Source organism: bacterium, assembly GCA_030583725.1.
Classification (GTDB): Bacteria; Patescibacteriota; Microgenomatia; order UBA8517; family UBA8517; genus JAUYMM01.
In genome coordinates this window covers 429,536-442,546 of sequence record CP129472.1, presented here as the reverse complement: position 1 = coordinate 442,546, position 13,011 = coordinate 429,536, and the positions used below count along the sequence as shown (strand labels likewise).

The following is a 13,011-nucleotide window of genomic DNA, read 5'->3' as shown; positions in this document are numbered from 1 at the left end:
TAAATATATGAGAAACAATAATTATCAACAACCAGAAAGAGAGTTTAGTGAAACTGTGGTGCAAATAAATAGGATTTCTAAAAAAACTAAAGGTGGAAATCAGATAAGATTTGGAGCAGTTGTTGTTTTGGGAGATAAAAAAGGTAAGGTTGGAGTTGGTAACTCAAAGGCCAAAGATGTTAGGAACGCAATCAGAAAAGCTATAGACGATGCCAAGAAAAATATGATAGTGGTTGCAATGAGGGGTACAACAATACCATATTCCATCAATGCCAAGGTTGGAGCATCTGAAGTTTTACTTAAACCTGCACCTCCCGGCTCTGGTGTTATTGCGGGTGGACCAATGAGAACTGTTTTAGAATCTGCTGGGTTACGCGATGTTGTTGGTAAAACTTTAGGTAGTAATAATAAAATATCAAATGTTAGAGCAACGATACTAGCTCTTTCAAAAGCATCAAGACTTATGGAAAAGAAAGATTATATGAAAGGAGAAAATAAGCAGTAACTTGCTTCTGCGAAGTAAATAAATATGTCAACTAAAAGACTAGGAAGAGGGTATGGTAGTGGTAAGGGCGGACACACTTCTAGCCGTGGGCAAAAAGGACAAAAATCAAGGACCGATATACATATATTGTTTGAAGGATTAAAGGTCAAGAAGTCGACGCTTAAGAAGTTCCCATTATTAAGAGGGCGTGGTAAGTTTTTGGCAAAGGCTAAACCTTTAATAATTCAAGCAGATAAATTATCAGTCTTTAAGAGTAAAGAGAAAGTAACAATAGAGACCTTAATCGCAAAAGGATTGGTTGACAAAGCAAAGGCTTATAAATATGGTGTTAAAATAGTAGGACAAGACCCAATTAAGAAAGATTTGGAGATATTAGTTCCTGTTTCTAAGATAAAATAGTTTTAAACAAATAATGATTGACTACATTGCCCAATTTTTTAAAAAAATAGTTTCCAACCCTAGACTTCAAAAAAAAATATTAGTTACAGCCCTAGCACTGTTGGTTTTTAGAATAGCAGCTCATATCCCCGCAGCGGGTATTGATAGAGAAAGCCTAGCTATCCTGTTTTCGGGAAGCCCACTACTTTCGTTGTTAGATGTTTTTTCTGGGGGTACTTTAGCAAACTTTTCAATTATGGCTCTTGGTTTAAATCCATATATCAATGCTTCGATTATATTTCAAATTTTAGGTTACGTCGTACCCCAACTTGAAGAACTGCAAAAAGAAGGAGAGTACGGTCAAGAGAAAATAAATCAATATACAAGAATGTTGACTGTTCCACTTGCCATTATGCAAAGTTTTGGAATGTATGCTTTATTAAAATCTCAATCAATTATTGGAAATTTAGATGTTTTTCAACTTATCTTTTTATGTTTGACAATGACCGCAGGAACGATGCTGGCAGTATGGCTTGGTGACATTATCACAGAGTATGCGTTTAAAAGCGGTATATCATTTTTGATCTTTGTGGGTATTATTTCTAGAATGCCGGTTGTTGTTGGTCAAACCTTATCTACTTTTAGATCTGAAGACACATTAAAATATATTATATTTGGGTTAATTGCATTAACGGTTATGGGGCTTATCGTTTTTGTAAACGAGGCAATAAGAAGAATACCAATTAGCTATGCTAAGGCAGTGTCTAGTTTTAAACAAACTGCTTCCTATCTTCCTTTAAGGTTAAATCAAGCTGGCGTGATACCAATAATTTTTGCTGTTTCGTTGGTGTTAATGCCTTCCATGATCGTCCAGTTTTTGGGGGCATCTACAAATCCAACTATTTTGATGATTGCAGGAAATATCCAAAAATATTTTGACCCACAATCTTTTGTTTACAACTTAATATACTTTTTGTTAGTTGTTGGTTTTACATACTTTTATACTTCAGTTGTTTTTAATCCAGAAAAAATTTCAGAAAATTTGCAAAAATCAGGAGGTTTTATACCTGGAATTAGACCGGGTTCGTCAACTATCAAATACCTAACCTTTGTCTTAAATAGAATAACTTTGGTTGGAGCAATGTTTTTAGGTTTGGTTGCAGTTTTACCATCTATGTTTCAAGGTACAATTGGGGTTAGTAATTTAGCAATTGGTGGTACGGGAGTCTTAATTGTTATTTCAGTAGTTCTAGAAATTATCAGAGAAATCGAGGGAGATATGTTAATGAACAAATACGAAAGGTATGCAAAATGAATATAATTTTGTTAGGTCCACAAGGTTCTGGAAAAGGAACACAGGCAAGACTTTTATGTGAAAAATTTGGATTCTTTTATTTTGAATCTGGTGCATATTTAAGAAGAATTGCAGATAAGCACCTTGAAATAAAGACTATTATTGACTCAGGTAGGTTGGTTCCAGATAAAGAAATGACATCTTATCTAACGGCTTTCCTAGATCAGGAACATTTATATGATGACATTATTTTTGATGGTTTTCCAAGAACTTTAGACCAATATAGCTTTTTAAAAATGTGGTTAACAGATAAGTCTGTAAAAATTGATCTCTGTATAGTTTTGAAAATTCCAGAAGAGGAAACAGTCAGAAGGTTAAGCGCCAGAAGACAAGACCCCAAAACTGAGAAGATATATAACTTAATAACCGATAAGCCACCAGAGGATGTTGATATTAACACTTTGGTTCAAAGAGACGATGACAAACCAGACGCTATCAAAAAAAGACTGGAGTTATATAAAGAAAATACCGAACCATTAATTGCTGAAATGTCAAAAACATCAAAAGTGGTGAGTATTGATGGAACAAGATCTATAAGCGAAATTCAGACCGATTTAGTTAAACTAATAGAGAGCTTCAAATGAAGTACCACTGTCGTTATGAAATTCAACTATCGCTATGAATAAAATAGACATCAAAACTCCAGAAGAGCTAAAAATTATGGAAGAGGGAGGTAAAAAACTTCATTCGATTAAACTAGATTTGGTTAAAAAAGTAAAAGCCGGAGTGTCTGCTGGCGAAATTGATAAGACAGCGGAAGACTTAATAATAAAGTCAGGGGCTAAGCCATCATTTAAAATGGTCTCTGGCTATAAATGGTCAACTTGTGTAAACGTTAATGAAGGCGTTGTACACGGCATACCCCACAAGAATTTGATTTTTAAAGAAGGAGATTTGGTAAGTATTGATTTAGGGTTATATTATAAGGGGTTTCATACTGATACTTCAGTCAGTCTAGCCATCAATCCCTCAAAGGAAGTAGAAAAATTCCTCAACTCTGGAAAGGAAGCCTTTAAAAATGCGGTTTCAGCCATAGTTCCAAATAATAGTTATATTTATGATATTTCATCTGCTATGGAAAAATCTTTAAAAAAATATGGCTATTCCCCAATACTAGACCTAACTGGCCACGGTATTGGTAGAAATCTTCACGAGCACCCCCATATTCCTTGTTTTACAGAAGGTTTAAGGGTAGAAACAGAAAAAATTGTACCTGGAATGGCCTTGGCTGTTGAGGTGATGTATGTAATGGGTAAACCAAACCTAATCAAAGAAAATGACTGGTGGACAATAGCCACCCAGGATGGTAAAATAGCAGGGCTTTTCGAAGATACTATAATCGTAACAGAGAAAGGATTTAAAATAGTCACATAGAATGTGACTTATTTTGGTATGAAAACAAATAGTGATACTTATATTTTAGAGGGAACAGTAACTGAACTTTTACCAAATACTATGTTTAGGGTAGTTACCGCTGAAGGAAAAAGTTTACTAACGACATTGAAAGGTAAAATGAGAAAGGCCTATGTTAGAGTTTTTCCTGGAGATAAAGTAAAAGTGGAGATGACAAAATATGATCAGGATAGAGGTAGAATAGTTTTTAAGTATGGTAAATAAAATTATAAGCATGGCTTGTAATATGTCATTTAAATAAGACAATAAGAATATTATAAGCATAGCTTGAAATTAAAATTATGAAAGTACTAGCGTCAATAAAACCAAGGTGTAAAGATTGTAAGCTTATAAAAAGGGCTGGGGTTTTACGATTGATTTGTAAAAATCCAAGACACAAGGCTAGACAGGGCTAAACCTTGGCACTGCTAACGCATTGTTAGGTCAAGCAAAGGTAAACTAAAATATATGGCAAGAATATCAGGAATAGAACTAAACGATAATAATAGAATTGATTTTGCTCTAACCCGAATTAAGGGTATAGGTTGGGCTGTTTCAAGAAAACTTCTTAAAAGTTTAAAAATTGATGACAGTAAAAGAGTTAAAGATTTTTCCCTAGAGGAATTAAATAAAATATCAAGTAAAATAGAAGAATTTCCGACTGAGGGAGACTTAATAAGAAGGGTTAGGTCAAATATTACTAGACTTCAAGCAATTGGGTCATATCGTGGTATTAGACACTCAAAAGGATTACCTGTAAGGGGTCAAAGGACCAAGACAAATGCTAGAACCAAGAGGGGCAAGAGAAAAACTGTTGGAGCTTTCAAGAAAGAAGCCTTAGCAAAAACAAAAACAGCTCAAAAATAAAACATTAAAAGATGGCAAATAAAAAAAATAAAGTAATTAAAGATCAAGGACTTGCAAAAATTTATATTTCTGCATCCTTTAACAATACTTTAGTTAATATTTGTGATACTCAGGGTGGTACTATTGCTTGGTGTTCTTCTGGAGCATCTGGTTTTAAAGGGACAAGAAAGTCAACCCCATTTGCTGCAACCACAGCACTAGAAACAGCAATCAAGAAAGCTAAGGATAAAGGAGTTGAGGAGGTTGAGGTCTATGTCAAAGGTCCAGGACCAGGACGGGACGCTGCGCTACGAGCCATTAAGGCCTCAGGTGTTAAGTTGTCTTTAATTGCTGATGTTACACCAATACCACACAATGGACCTAGACCAAAAAAGAAGAGGAGAGTGTAGTTACAAGCAAAATTATTAATTAGAAATTAAAAATATAACAAAATGGCAAAATATAACGGACCAAAAGACAGATTATCAAGAAGAGAAGGGATAGACCTTTTTGGTAAGGGTGCAAAATTGACAAGACTCCTTATAACTCCAGGTGTTCACGGGCCAAAAGGTCAAATGAGAAATCAATCACAATATGGAAAGCAACTTCGTGAAAAACAAAAGGTCAAAAGGATCTATGGAATTTTAGAGAAACAATTCAGAATATATGTCGAAAAAGCCTTAAAATCAAAAGGAAATACTGGTGAGGCTCTCTTGATACTTTTAGAAAAAAGGTTGGATAATGTTGTCTATAAATTGGGATTTGCCGAAAGCAGACCAATGGCAAGACAGTTGGTTTCTCACAGACATATTTTAGTGAATGGAAAAAAGTTAAACATTGCATCATACCAAGTTCAGGTTGGTGACGTGATTAGTTTGACTTCAAAAATTGCAGAGAACCAAAATCTTAAAAAGTTAATTGATCAGGAGGAGTATGAAACACCAAGCTGGTTAACCAGAAAAGCTTATGTGGGCAATGTTAAATCTGAACCTAAAAGAGAAGATATAACAGAGCAAGTTTCAGAACAAGATATCGTTGAGTTCTACTCACGATAATGATACAATACGAAAACCTTTAAGGAGGTGATATTTTATGTCGCAACCAATATTTGAAATAAAAGAAGAAAAGAAAGAAAAAAATTACTCAAGTCTAGTAATCACTCCTTTGGAGCAGGGTTACGGATTTACTTTAGGAAATTCTTTAAGGAGAGTTTTACTTACCTCCCTATCAGGTGCTGCAATAACATCAGTTAAAATTGCTGGTGTTAATCATCAATTCTCAAGTCTGTCAGGAATGAAAGAGGATGTTGTTGAATTCTGCTTAAATCTTAAAAAAGTAAGAGTATCCTATGATGGTGAAAAACCAGCAAATGCTAGTTTGAAAGTAAATACTACAGGTGAAGTTAAAGCGGGAGATATTAAAGTTCCAGCTGGAGTTACAGTATCAAATCCTGAATTAGTTTTGGCCGTTTTAAACAAGGGTGCAAAACTTGACGCTGACATAATTATAGAATCAGGAACTGGATATGTTCCAGCAGAAACAAAATCATCAACTGAAATTGGTATGATTCCACTTGATGCATCATTCTCACCAATAGTTAGGGTAAATTACAAAGTAGAAGAAACACGTGTAGGAAGATTAACTAACTACGACAAACTTACCCTAGAAGTTTGGACAGATGGAACAATTAAGGCATTAGATGCAGTAGTTGAAGCCTCAAAAACCTTGATGGCTTATTTTTCCCAGATTGTTAGCCCTGTCAAAGTCAAAGTAGAAAAGGAAGAGGTGTCAGTTAGTGACTTGGGACCAGTTGGTAGACTCTCTGTCGAAGAGATTGGTCTTCCAACAAGAGTTGCTAATGCTTTAAGTAAAGCAGGGTTTGAAACAGTTGACGCCCTAGTAAAAGCTGACAAGAATGAATTAGTTAAAGTAAGGAATTTGGGAGAAAAATCTCTTAAAATTATTTCAGCTGCACTTGGAGAGAAAGGGGTTTCGTTTTAAATAGCCTTAAGCTGTTTTTAAAACGTATCGATTTATGAACAAACGAGTTTTTGGAAGAAAGCTTTCTCGCGAAAGATCTTCTAGAGAATTATTATTTGTGGGCTTGGTTTGTGATTTGGTTCTAAATGGAAAAATCAAGACAACCAAAGCCAAAGCAAAATCTATAATCGGTCTTATTGACCGACTTGTTGTTCTGGCTAAAAAAGATACCTTGGCTTCAAAAAGACAGGTTCTAAAGAGACTAAAAGGAAACAAAGAAGTTTCTACAAAACTGTGGACAGAGGTGTCGCAAGCTTTTAAAGACAGACCGAGCGGTTTTACAAGAATTATACCCCTAACACAGAGGAAGGGCGACATGGCCGAAATGGTCAGATTAGAGTGGGTTGAAACAATAGTCAAAGCAGTGAAAAAAGAGGAAAAATCCAAGAAAACCGTTAGTAAAGTCAAAAAGTCTATAAAAAAGTAAAACTAAAATAATGAAAACATATCAACCAAAACAAAAAGAAGTTACTAGGAGTTGGCACTTGATTGATGCAAATGGGCAGGTATTGGGAAGACTGGCATCAAAAGTTGCAATTCTTTTAATGGGTAAACATAAGGCGGTATATTCAACACATATGGATTCTGGCGACAATGTGGTTGTGATTAATGCCGAGAAAATTAAAGTTACTGGTAAAAAAGCAGAACAAAAGGTATATAGAAGTCATTCAGGCTATCCAGGGGGTTTTAAAGAGGTTAGTTTTGAAAAAATGAGTAAAGAGCATCCGGCCAGAATTATTGAATTTGCAATAGCTGGAATGCTTCCTGACAATAGATTAAAATCAAAGAGGATGGTTAGACTACATATTACTAAGGGTTTAAAACACAAATTTGAAAGTAGATTTATCTAAAAATAATGGCAAAAGCAAAAACAAACTACACTTATGCGATTGGAAGAAGAAAAAGATCTTCGGCTAGAATTAGGCTATATAAGGGTAGTGGTATCAACTTAATTAATGGAAAGAAGATCTCTGAAATCTATCAGGGTAAGGTTCCAGAAATTGTAATCAGTAAGCCTTTTAAATTAACAGACACCGAAGGTAAATACTTTTTTACTGCAAGGGTTGTTGGTGGTGGTAAAGAGGGACAACTGGAGGCAATTGTACACGGTATTTCAAGGGCTTTAGTTGGTGTTAATTCTGAAAAGTTTAGGTCAGTTTTAAAAGATAACAACCTTTTGACTCGTGATCCAAGAGCAAGACTTAGAAGAATGGTAGGAACAGGCGGAAAAGCAAGAAGAAAGAAGCAGTCACCAAAGCGTTAGAACTTCATATATAATGTAAGTATGGTAAGAACATTCCTGCAAAAAAGATGGAAAATAATAATTGTTGCAGTATTAATACTAACTGGAATACTGTTTTTTGGTTTAAGAAGTAAAAATGCCGACATTAAGACCTCAACTATTCAAAGAGGGAATTTAAGCGAGGAATTAATTCTTTCAGGTGAGATTAATGCCACTAATTATGCAAAGCTACTATTTGAGACATCAGGAAAAATTGTTTATGTCGGGGTAGAGGAAGGAGAGTCTGTAAAACGAGGGAGGTTGATAAGTAAACTTGACACAACCGTCTTAAATTCAAGTTATCAAATCGCCTTATCTAATTTGAGAATATATTCAGCTACTGCAGAGAATGTACTTGATCAGGTCAAGGGTCATAATGATGACGAAACCTATGCACAGAAAGATCAAAGGACGACTGCCGAAGCTAATAAAGATAAAGCCTATGAAGCGGTAATTTCAGCAAAAAGAAACTTAGATGGGGCCAGTCTATATGCACCGTTTGATGGAACTATCACATTTTTAGCCCACCCCTTCACCGGCGTTTATACAAACATAGGTACTGTAGAGGCAGAAATAATAGATCCCAAAACTATTTATTTTGGAGTTTTGGCTGATCAAACCGAAGTTACAAAATTAACTGTCGGCCAAAAAGTAAGGATTGTTCTAGACGCCTTTGAAGACAAAGAGTACCAGGGTAGTGTAAGAAATATTTCATTTACACCAAAAATCGGAGAAGCGGGGTCAGTTTATTTGATTAAAGTAAACTTTGAGACAGACGAATATCTTAACTTTAAAATTGCCATGTCTGGGGATGCAAAATTTACAGTGTCTGAAAAGGAAAATATATTATATGTTCCATTTAACTATGTTAAACAGGATAAACAGGGTAAGTACCTAAAAGTTAACAGAAAAGGTGAGAAAGTTTATATTGAAACAGGCATAGAATCTGAAGATAATATAGAAGTTATTGGAGACATCATCGAGGGTCAAACAATATATGATTGATGTTGTAAACATTAATAAGACTTATATTTTAGGAGAGGATACTGTCTATGCAGTTGACGGTGCAAGTTTAAAAATAAAAAAAGGTGAGTATGTGAGTATCCTGGGTGCTTCAGGTTCTGGTAAGTCTACAATTATGCATATCATTGGGTTACTAGACAGACCGACAACGGGTACTGTTTTGATAAATGGAAAAGATATTTCAAAAATGTCAGATGACCAAATTTCTGTTCTCCGGAATTCATATGTCGGGTTTGTTTTTCAACAGTTTAATTTAATAAATAAGTTGACCGTTTTAGAAAATGTTGCCTTGCCTGCAATTTATTCAAAGAAAAAGTTGGATTTTGATCCATATAAAAAAGCTTCAGACTTGTTAGTAAAGTTTGGAATGGGTGAAAGGCTAAATTTTTACCCCAATAAAATATCTGGTGGTCAGCAACAGAGAACAGCTATTGCAAGATCTCTAATTATGAGTCCTGACTTGATATTGGCAGATGAGCCAACTGGCAATTTAGATAGTAAAACTGGAGATGAGATTCTTGATATCTTGGAAGACTTAAATAAAAAGACTGGGGTCACAGTTGTTATAGTTACCCATGAGAAGTCAGTCGCGGACAGAACAAGAAGAAAAATATATGTTAAAGATGGGAAAGTGGTTAAGAAATATTAAATTACTATGAATACTTACATAAATTTGATTAAGACAGCAATTGATGACTTTAAGAGAAATAAAATCAGAACCTTTCTAACATCTTTAGGTATCACTGTTGGAGTTATGTCTGTTGTTTTATTGATTGCCTTGGGGTTGGGACTTAAAAACTACATTGAAGAGCAGTTTGAAAGCTTGGGAGCAAACTTGCTAATTGTTTTTCCTGGTAGTGTATTCTCAGAAGATAGCGGCGCTGGTGGTAATTTTGGAGCGGGTTTTGCCGGGGGTGCAAATTTTGACGAAAAAGATTTGAAAAGTTTACAAAAAGTGAGTGATGTTAAATATGTAATACCACTTTTTACTAAGAGTTTGGCGTTATCTAGTACCAAGACAAAAAAACTTGGATATGTGATAGGCACATCAGATGACGCTTTTGAAGCTTTAAACATAGAACTTGTTGAGGGACGACAGTTTGGAAGTGGAGATGTTTTAGGAAAGTCAAAAAAGGCAGTTATAGGTTTTACGATGGCAGAAAAGTTATTTGGAGACCCAGAATTAGCATTGGGGCAAACTGTAAAAGCAAACGATGTGAGATTTAATGTTGTAGGATTGGCCAAGAAAAAAGGTGATCAACAATTGGACGATGGTTTGTTTGTCCCCTACACTGCAACATATGGTAGCCTAAATCCTTCTAAAACTTTTTTTAATATTTATATAGCCACAACGACAGAGGAAAAAATACCTACAGTTAAGGAGGCCTCAAAGCAGGTTCTACTAAAAAGATATAACGAAGATGATTTTTCTGTTACTGAGCAGTCCCAAATATTATCGTCTGTTAACCAAATATTTGGAATTATAAACACCATCTTAGTAGCCATAGGTTCAATATCGCTTTTTGTTGGGGGTATTGGGATTATGAATATAATGTATGCAACTGTGACAGAAAGGACAAAAGAAATTGGAATCAGACGTGCAATAGGTGCAACTGAAAAGGATATACTTTCTCAGTTTTTGACAGAGTCTGTTGTCTTGTCGCTTATGGGAGGGATTGTAGGTTTAATCTTTTCTGCAATAATTGTTTGGGGTATTAGATTTTTCTTCCCAGCAAGTTTAAATTTAGTTGCAGTTTTGGTAGCACTTTTTGTTTCGTCAGGAATAGGAATATTATTTGGAGTATTTCCTGCCCGTCGTGCAGCAAAACTATCACCAATTGATGCGATAAGGTATGAATAAACGGTCACAATTGGTGATCGGTTGGAAATTCAGTCGGTGACAAATTGTCACCTTCTGAAACCGTTACAAAATGTAACAGTTTGTTTTTTGATAAAATGTTTCTGACGGAGATTAGTTTAAGAGTAGAATGGGTGCATGGGGTGCATCTGGCGAGTGTGCGACTCACTCATCTCCGACAAAGATATAATATAAATATGTTTTCAAAGATTAACTTAAACAACATTCAAATTGAAGAGACATCACATAATTCTGGTTCTAGAAAAATGATTGTTTCTAAAGATCAAACAACTTCGAAATATTTTGAAGCTATGACTTACGGTTACTTACCCGCAGGGGTTAAATGGGAAATGCATGACCACAATAACATTGTTGAGATTTGTGTAGTCACAAAAGGTAATGGAATAATCAAAGATATAGACGGAAAAATAGAAGAGTATAAAGTTGGAGACAGATTTATATTTCCTTCTGGTATAAAGCATGAAATTGAAAATAATTCTGATACCGAATCCGAATTTTATTTCGTAAGATTTCAAGATCAATAATTTTACCCACTTGCATTTGGTAATAGTTCGTATTATTGTGTAAATATAAACATATGGCAAAAAAGAAACAAGACACAGTAGTAGCTCCAACAAAACAAGAAGGTTCAGCTCAAAAACTCCAAGCAATTAAAATCGCTATGGAACAAATCGACAAACAATATGGTAAAGGTTCAATTATGAGGCTTGGTGGAAATGCAGAAAAAATGGCCCAGATTGAAGTTATTCCAACTGGTTCTATTGCTCTTGATCTAGCCCTTGGAGTTGGTGGACTTCCACGCGGCAGGATTGTTGAAATTTATGGTCCTGAGGCATCTGGAAAAACTACCTTGGCACTGTCTGTTGTTGCTCAAGCTCAAAAAACTGGTGGTCAGTGTGCATTTGTTGATGCGGAGCATGCTCTTGACCCAGTAAGAGCTGAAACAATTGGTGTAAATCTTGATGATTTATTACTTTCTCAACCAGACACTGGTGAGCAGGCATTAGAAATAACAGAAACATTAGTAAGAAGTGGAGCACTTGATGTCATAGTTGTTGACTCAGTTGCAGCCCTAGTTCCAAGAGCAGAGCTTGAAGGCCAGATGGGAGATGCAGTAATGGGTTTACAAGCTCGTTTGATGAGCCAAGCGTTAAGAAAATTAACTGGAGCAATTAGTAAAAGTAAAACAGTTTTAATATTTACAAACCAGTTAAGACAAAAAATTGGTGTGATGTTTGGTAATCCTGAAACCACAACGGGGGGTATGGCCTTAAAGTTTTATTCTTCGGTTAGACTAGACATCAGAAGGGTTGAATCAATTAAAGGTGAGGCAGACATGGTTATTGGTACAAGGGTAAGAGTTAGGGTTGTTAAAAATAAAGTAGCTCCACCACTTCGAGTAGCTGAATTTGATATTATGAATGATGAGGGAATTAGTAAGTCTGGCAATTTATTAGATGTGGCAGTTGACTTGGGGATCATAACTAAATCTGGATCATTTTTCAATTATGACGGAAAAGTAGTTGCCCAAGGTAGAGAGGGTGTTAAAGTTCACTTTAAAGAAAATGAAAAATTTGCAGATGAAATAGAGAAAAAGATTAGAAATGTCATGACTTCTGGTAAAAAATTACCTACAGAAATAGGTGAAGAGAATAAAGAGGATTAATACCCGACATAACCATGCAGGTTATCACTTCAATAGAGTTACAAAAATCAAAAAAACGAGTAAACATTTTTCTTGATGAAAAATTTGGGTTTGGAATAGATCTTGAAGGTTTTATTAAATTTAACTTAAAAGTTAATCAAGAATTAAGTAATGAGCAAATAAGTATAATTAAAGATAAATCAGAAAGATCAAAAACATTAAATAAAGTTTTAAATTACGCAACAATTAGGCCGAGATCTGAAAAAGAGATCAAAGATTATTTGAAACGAAAAAAAGTTGAAGAATTGATACACTTATACATTTTAAATAAATTAAAAAAATTAAAATTATTAGATGACTTGGAATTTGCAAAGTGGTGGATTGATCAAAGACAGTCTTTTTCTCCAAAATCAAAAAAAGTTTTGACAAACGAATTAAGAGTTAAAGGTGTAAATAATCAAATAATTAAAGATTTGTTGGAGGTTTCAGAGATTAATGAAATTAAAATTGCAAAAAATTTAATAGAAAGTAAAAAATATAAATGGGAAAGATTTGACAAAAAAACAAAAAAACAAAAAATTACACAATACCTTGCCAGCAAAGGGTTTGGTTGGGACGTAATAAGTAAGTGTATTGACATAAATGTTGATATAGATAGCGAATAAAG

The 13,011-nt window shown here is 34.7% G+C and carries 20 protein-coding genes; all 20 read left to right on the top strand.

Annotated elements, in window-relative coordinates:
• Positions 1 to 7: 7 nt before the first annotated feature.
• Positions 8 to 505, top strand: a complete 498-nt coding sequence (rpsE, locus tag QY322_02475) for a 30S ribosomal protein S5 (protein WKZ25233.1) — start codon at positions 8 to 10, stop codon at positions 503 to 505.
• A 24-nt stretch (positions 506 to 529) separates the two neighbouring features.
• Entirely contained in the window at positions 530 to 904 is a 375-nt protein-coding gene (locus tag QY322_02470; protein WKZ25232.1) for an uL15m family ribosomal protein, read from the top strand.
• A gap of 13 nt (positions 905 to 917) precedes the next feature.
• A complete protein-coding gene (gene secY, locus QY322_02465) occupies positions 918 to 2,198 on the top strand; it encodes a preprotein translocase subunit SecY (GenBank protein WKZ25231.1) in 1,281 nt (426 codons plus the stop codon).
• The gene (locus tag QY322_02460; protein WKZ25230.1) at positions 2,195 to 2,821 is read left to right on the top strand and encodes a nucleoside monophosphate kinase; all 627 of its coding nucleotides are present in this window, start codon (positions 2,195 to 2,197) and stop codon (positions 2,819 to 2,821) included. The genes secY and QY322_02460 overlap by 4 nt, the downstream gene beginning before the upstream one ends.
• Positions 2,822 to 2,855: 34 nt before the next feature.
• On the top strand, positions 2,856 to 3,611 hold the full coding sequence (gene map / locus QY322_02455; GenBank protein ID WKZ25229.1) for a type I methionyl aminopeptidase: 756 nt from the start codon (positions 2,856 to 2,858) through the stop codon (positions 3,609 to 3,611).
• Between the two features lie 18 nt (positions 3,612 to 3,629).
• Positions 3,630 to 3,854 carry a translation initiation factor IF-1 gene (gene infA / locus QY322_02450; GenBank protein ID WKZ25228.1) on the top strand — a complete coding sequence of 75 codons (225 nt, stop codon included), beginning with the start codon at positions 3,630 to 3,632 and terminating at the stop codon, positions 3,852 to 3,854.
• 77 nt (positions 3,855 to 3,931) lie between these two features.
• Positions 3,932 to 4,045: a 50S ribosomal protein L36 gene (gene rpmJ, locus QY322_02445; GenBank protein WKZ25227.1), complete on the top strand. Its 114-nt coding sequence runs from the start codon at positions 3,932 to 3,934 to the stop codon at positions 4,043 to 4,045.
• A 52-nt stretch (positions 4,046 to 4,097) separates the two neighbouring features.
• On the top strand, positions 4,098 to 4,496 hold the full coding sequence (gene rpsM, locus QY322_02440; protein ID WKZ25226.1) for a 30S ribosomal protein S13: 399 nt from the start codon (positions 4,098 to 4,100) through the stop codon (positions 4,494 to 4,496).
• Between the two features lie 11 nt (positions 4,497 to 4,507).
• Positions 4,508 to 4,885 carry a 30S ribosomal protein S11 gene (gene rpsK / locus QY322_02435; GenBank protein WKZ25225.1) on the top strand — a complete coding sequence of 126 codons (378 nt, stop codon included), beginning with the start codon at positions 4,508 to 4,510 and terminating at the stop codon, positions 4,883 to 4,885.
• A gap of 42 nt (positions 4,886 to 4,927) precedes the next feature.
• Positions 4,928 to 5,530, top strand: a complete 603-nt coding sequence (gene rpsD / locus QY322_02430) for a 30S ribosomal protein S4 (GenBank protein ID WKZ25224.1) — start codon at positions 4,928 to 4,930, stop codon at positions 5,528 to 5,530.
• A gap of 37 nt (positions 5,531 to 5,567) precedes the next feature.
• On the top strand, positions 5,568 to 6,476 hold the full coding sequence (locus tag QY322_02425) for a DNA-directed RNA polymerase subunit alpha (protein ID WKZ25223.1): 909 nt from the start codon (positions 5,568 to 5,570) through the stop codon (positions 6,474 to 6,476).
• 34 nt (positions 6,477 to 6,510) lie between these two features.
• Positions 6,511 to 6,942 carry a 50S ribosomal protein L17 gene (rplQ, locus tag QY322_02420; protein WKZ25222.1) on the top strand — a complete coding sequence of 144 codons (432 nt, stop codon included), beginning with the start codon at positions 6,511 to 6,513 and terminating at the stop codon, positions 6,940 to 6,942.
• A 10-nt stretch (positions 6,943 to 6,952) separates the two neighbouring features.
• Complete coding sequence (rplM, locus tag QY322_02415; GenBank protein WKZ25221.1) at positions 6,953 to 7,366, top strand: 50S ribosomal protein L13; 414 nt, start codon at positions 6,953 to 6,955, stop codon at positions 7,364 to 7,366.
• Between the two features lie 5 nt (positions 7,367 to 7,371).
• Positions 7,372 to 7,779, top strand: a complete 408-nt coding sequence (gene rpsI, locus QY322_02410; GenBank protein ID WKZ25220.1) for a 30S ribosomal protein S9 — start codon at positions 7,372 to 7,374, stop codon at positions 7,777 to 7,779.
• A 21-nt stretch (positions 7,780 to 7,800) separates the two neighbouring features.
• Positions 7,801 to 8,802 (top strand): efflux RND transporter periplasmic adaptor subunit, encoded by a 1,002-nt coding sequence (locus QY322_02405; GenBank protein ID WKZ25219.1) that lies wholly within the window; start codon positions 7,801 to 7,803, stop codon positions 8,800 to 8,802.
• Positions 8,795 to 9,469: an ABC transporter ATP-binding protein gene (locus QY322_02400; protein ID WKZ25218.1), complete on the top strand. Its 675-nt coding sequence runs from the start codon at positions 8,795 to 8,797 to the stop codon at positions 9,467 to 9,469. Before QY322_02405 ends, QY322_02400 begins: the two co-directional genes overlap by 8 nt.
• Positions 9,470 to 9,475: 6 nt before the next feature.
• Positions 9,476 to 10,681, top strand: coding sequence for an ABC transporter permease (locus QY322_02395; GenBank protein ID WKZ25217.1), 1,206 nt, complete (start codon positions 9,476 to 9,478; stop codon positions 10,679 to 10,681).
• Positions 10,682 to 10,875: 194 nt separating this feature from the next.
• On the top strand, positions 10,876 to 11,223 hold the full coding sequence (locus tag QY322_02390) for a cupin domain-containing protein (protein ID WKZ25216.1): 348 nt from the start codon (positions 10,876 to 10,878) through the stop codon (positions 11,221 to 11,223).
• A 53-nt stretch (positions 11,224 to 11,276) separates the two neighbouring features.
• Positions 11,277 to 12,365: a recombinase RecA gene (gene recA, locus QY322_02385; GenBank protein ID WKZ25215.1), complete on the top strand. Its 1,089-nt coding sequence runs from the start codon at positions 11,277 to 11,279 to the stop codon at positions 12,363 to 12,365.
• A 14-nt stretch (positions 12,366 to 12,379) separates the two neighbouring features.
• On the top strand, positions 12,380 to 13,009 hold the full coding sequence (locus QY322_02380) for a RecX family transcriptional regulator (GenBank protein WKZ25214.1): 630 nt from the start codon (positions 12,380 to 12,382) through the stop codon (positions 13,007 to 13,009).
• Positions 13,010 to 13,011: the final 2 nt, after the last annotated feature.

Bases quoted from the DNA above. Each gene is read 5' to 3' on its own strand.
- rpsE (WKZ25233.1), top strand. From the start codon at position 8: ATGAGAAACAATAATTATCAACAACCAGAAAGAGAGTTTAGTGAAACT.
- QY322_02470 (WKZ25232.1), top strand. From the start codon at position 530: ATGTCAACTAAAAGACTAGGAAGAGGGTATGGTAGTGGTAAGGGCGGA.
- secY (WKZ25231.1), top strand. From the start codon at position 918: ATGATTGACTACATTGCCCAATTTTTTAAAAAAATAGTTTCCAACCCT.
- QY322_02460 (WKZ25230.1), top strand. From the start codon at position 2,195: ATGAATATAATTTTGTTAGGTCCACAAGGTTCTGGAAAAGGAACACAG.
- map (WKZ25229.1), top strand. From the start codon at position 2,856: ATGAATAAAATAGACATCAAAACTCCAGAAGAGCTAAAAATTATGGAA.
- infA (WKZ25228.1), top strand. From the start codon at position 3,630: ATGAAAACAAATAGTGATACTTATATTTTAGAGGGAACAGTAACTGAA.
- rpmJ (WKZ25227.1), top strand. From the start codon at position 3,932: ATGAAAGTACTAGCGTCAATAAAACCAAGGTGTAAAGATTGTAAGCTT.
- rpsM (WKZ25226.1), top strand. From the start codon at position 4,098: ATGGCAAGAATATCAGGAATAGAACTAAACGATAATAATAGAATTGAT.
- rpsK (WKZ25225.1), top strand. From the start codon at position 4,508: ATGGCAAATAAAAAAAATAAAGTAATTAAAGATCAAGGACTTGCAAAA.
- rpsD (WKZ25224.1), top strand. From the start codon at position 4,928: ATGGCAAAATATAACGGACCAAAAGACAGATTATCAAGAAGAGAAGGG.
- QY322_02425 (WKZ25223.1), top strand. From the start codon at position 5,568: ATGTCGCAACCAATATTTGAAATAAAAGAAGAAAAGAAAGAAAAAAAT.
- rplQ (WKZ25222.1), top strand. From the start codon at position 6,511: ATGAACAAACGAGTTTTTGGAAGAAAGCTTTCTCGCGAAAGATCTTCT.
- rplM (WKZ25221.1), top strand. From the start codon at position 6,953: ATGAAAACATATCAACCAAAACAAAAAGAAGTTACTAGGAGTTGGCAC.
- rpsI (WKZ25220.1), top strand. From the start codon at position 7,372: ATGGCAAAAGCAAAAACAAACTACACTTATGCGATTGGAAGAAGAAAA.
- QY322_02405 (WKZ25219.1), top strand. From the start codon at position 7,801: ATGGTAAGAACATTCCTGCAAAAAAGATGGAAAATAATAATTGTTGCA.
- QY322_02400 (WKZ25218.1), top strand. From the start codon at position 8,795: ATGATTGATGTTGTAAACATTAATAAGACTTATATTTTAGGAGAGGAT.
- QY322_02395 (WKZ25217.1), top strand. From the start codon at position 9,476: ATGAATACTTACATAAATTTGATTAAGACAGCAATTGATGACTTTAAG.
- QY322_02390 (WKZ25216.1), top strand. From the start codon at position 10,876: ATGTTTTCAAAGATTAACTTAAACAACATTCAAATTGAAGAGACATCA.
- recA (WKZ25215.1), top strand. From the start codon at position 11,277: ATGGCAAAAAAGAAACAAGACACAGTAGTAGCTCCAACAAAACAAGAA.
- QY322_02380 (WKZ25214.1), top strand. From the start codon at position 12,380: ATGCAGGTTATCACTTCAATAGAGTTACAAAAATCAAAAAAACGAGTA.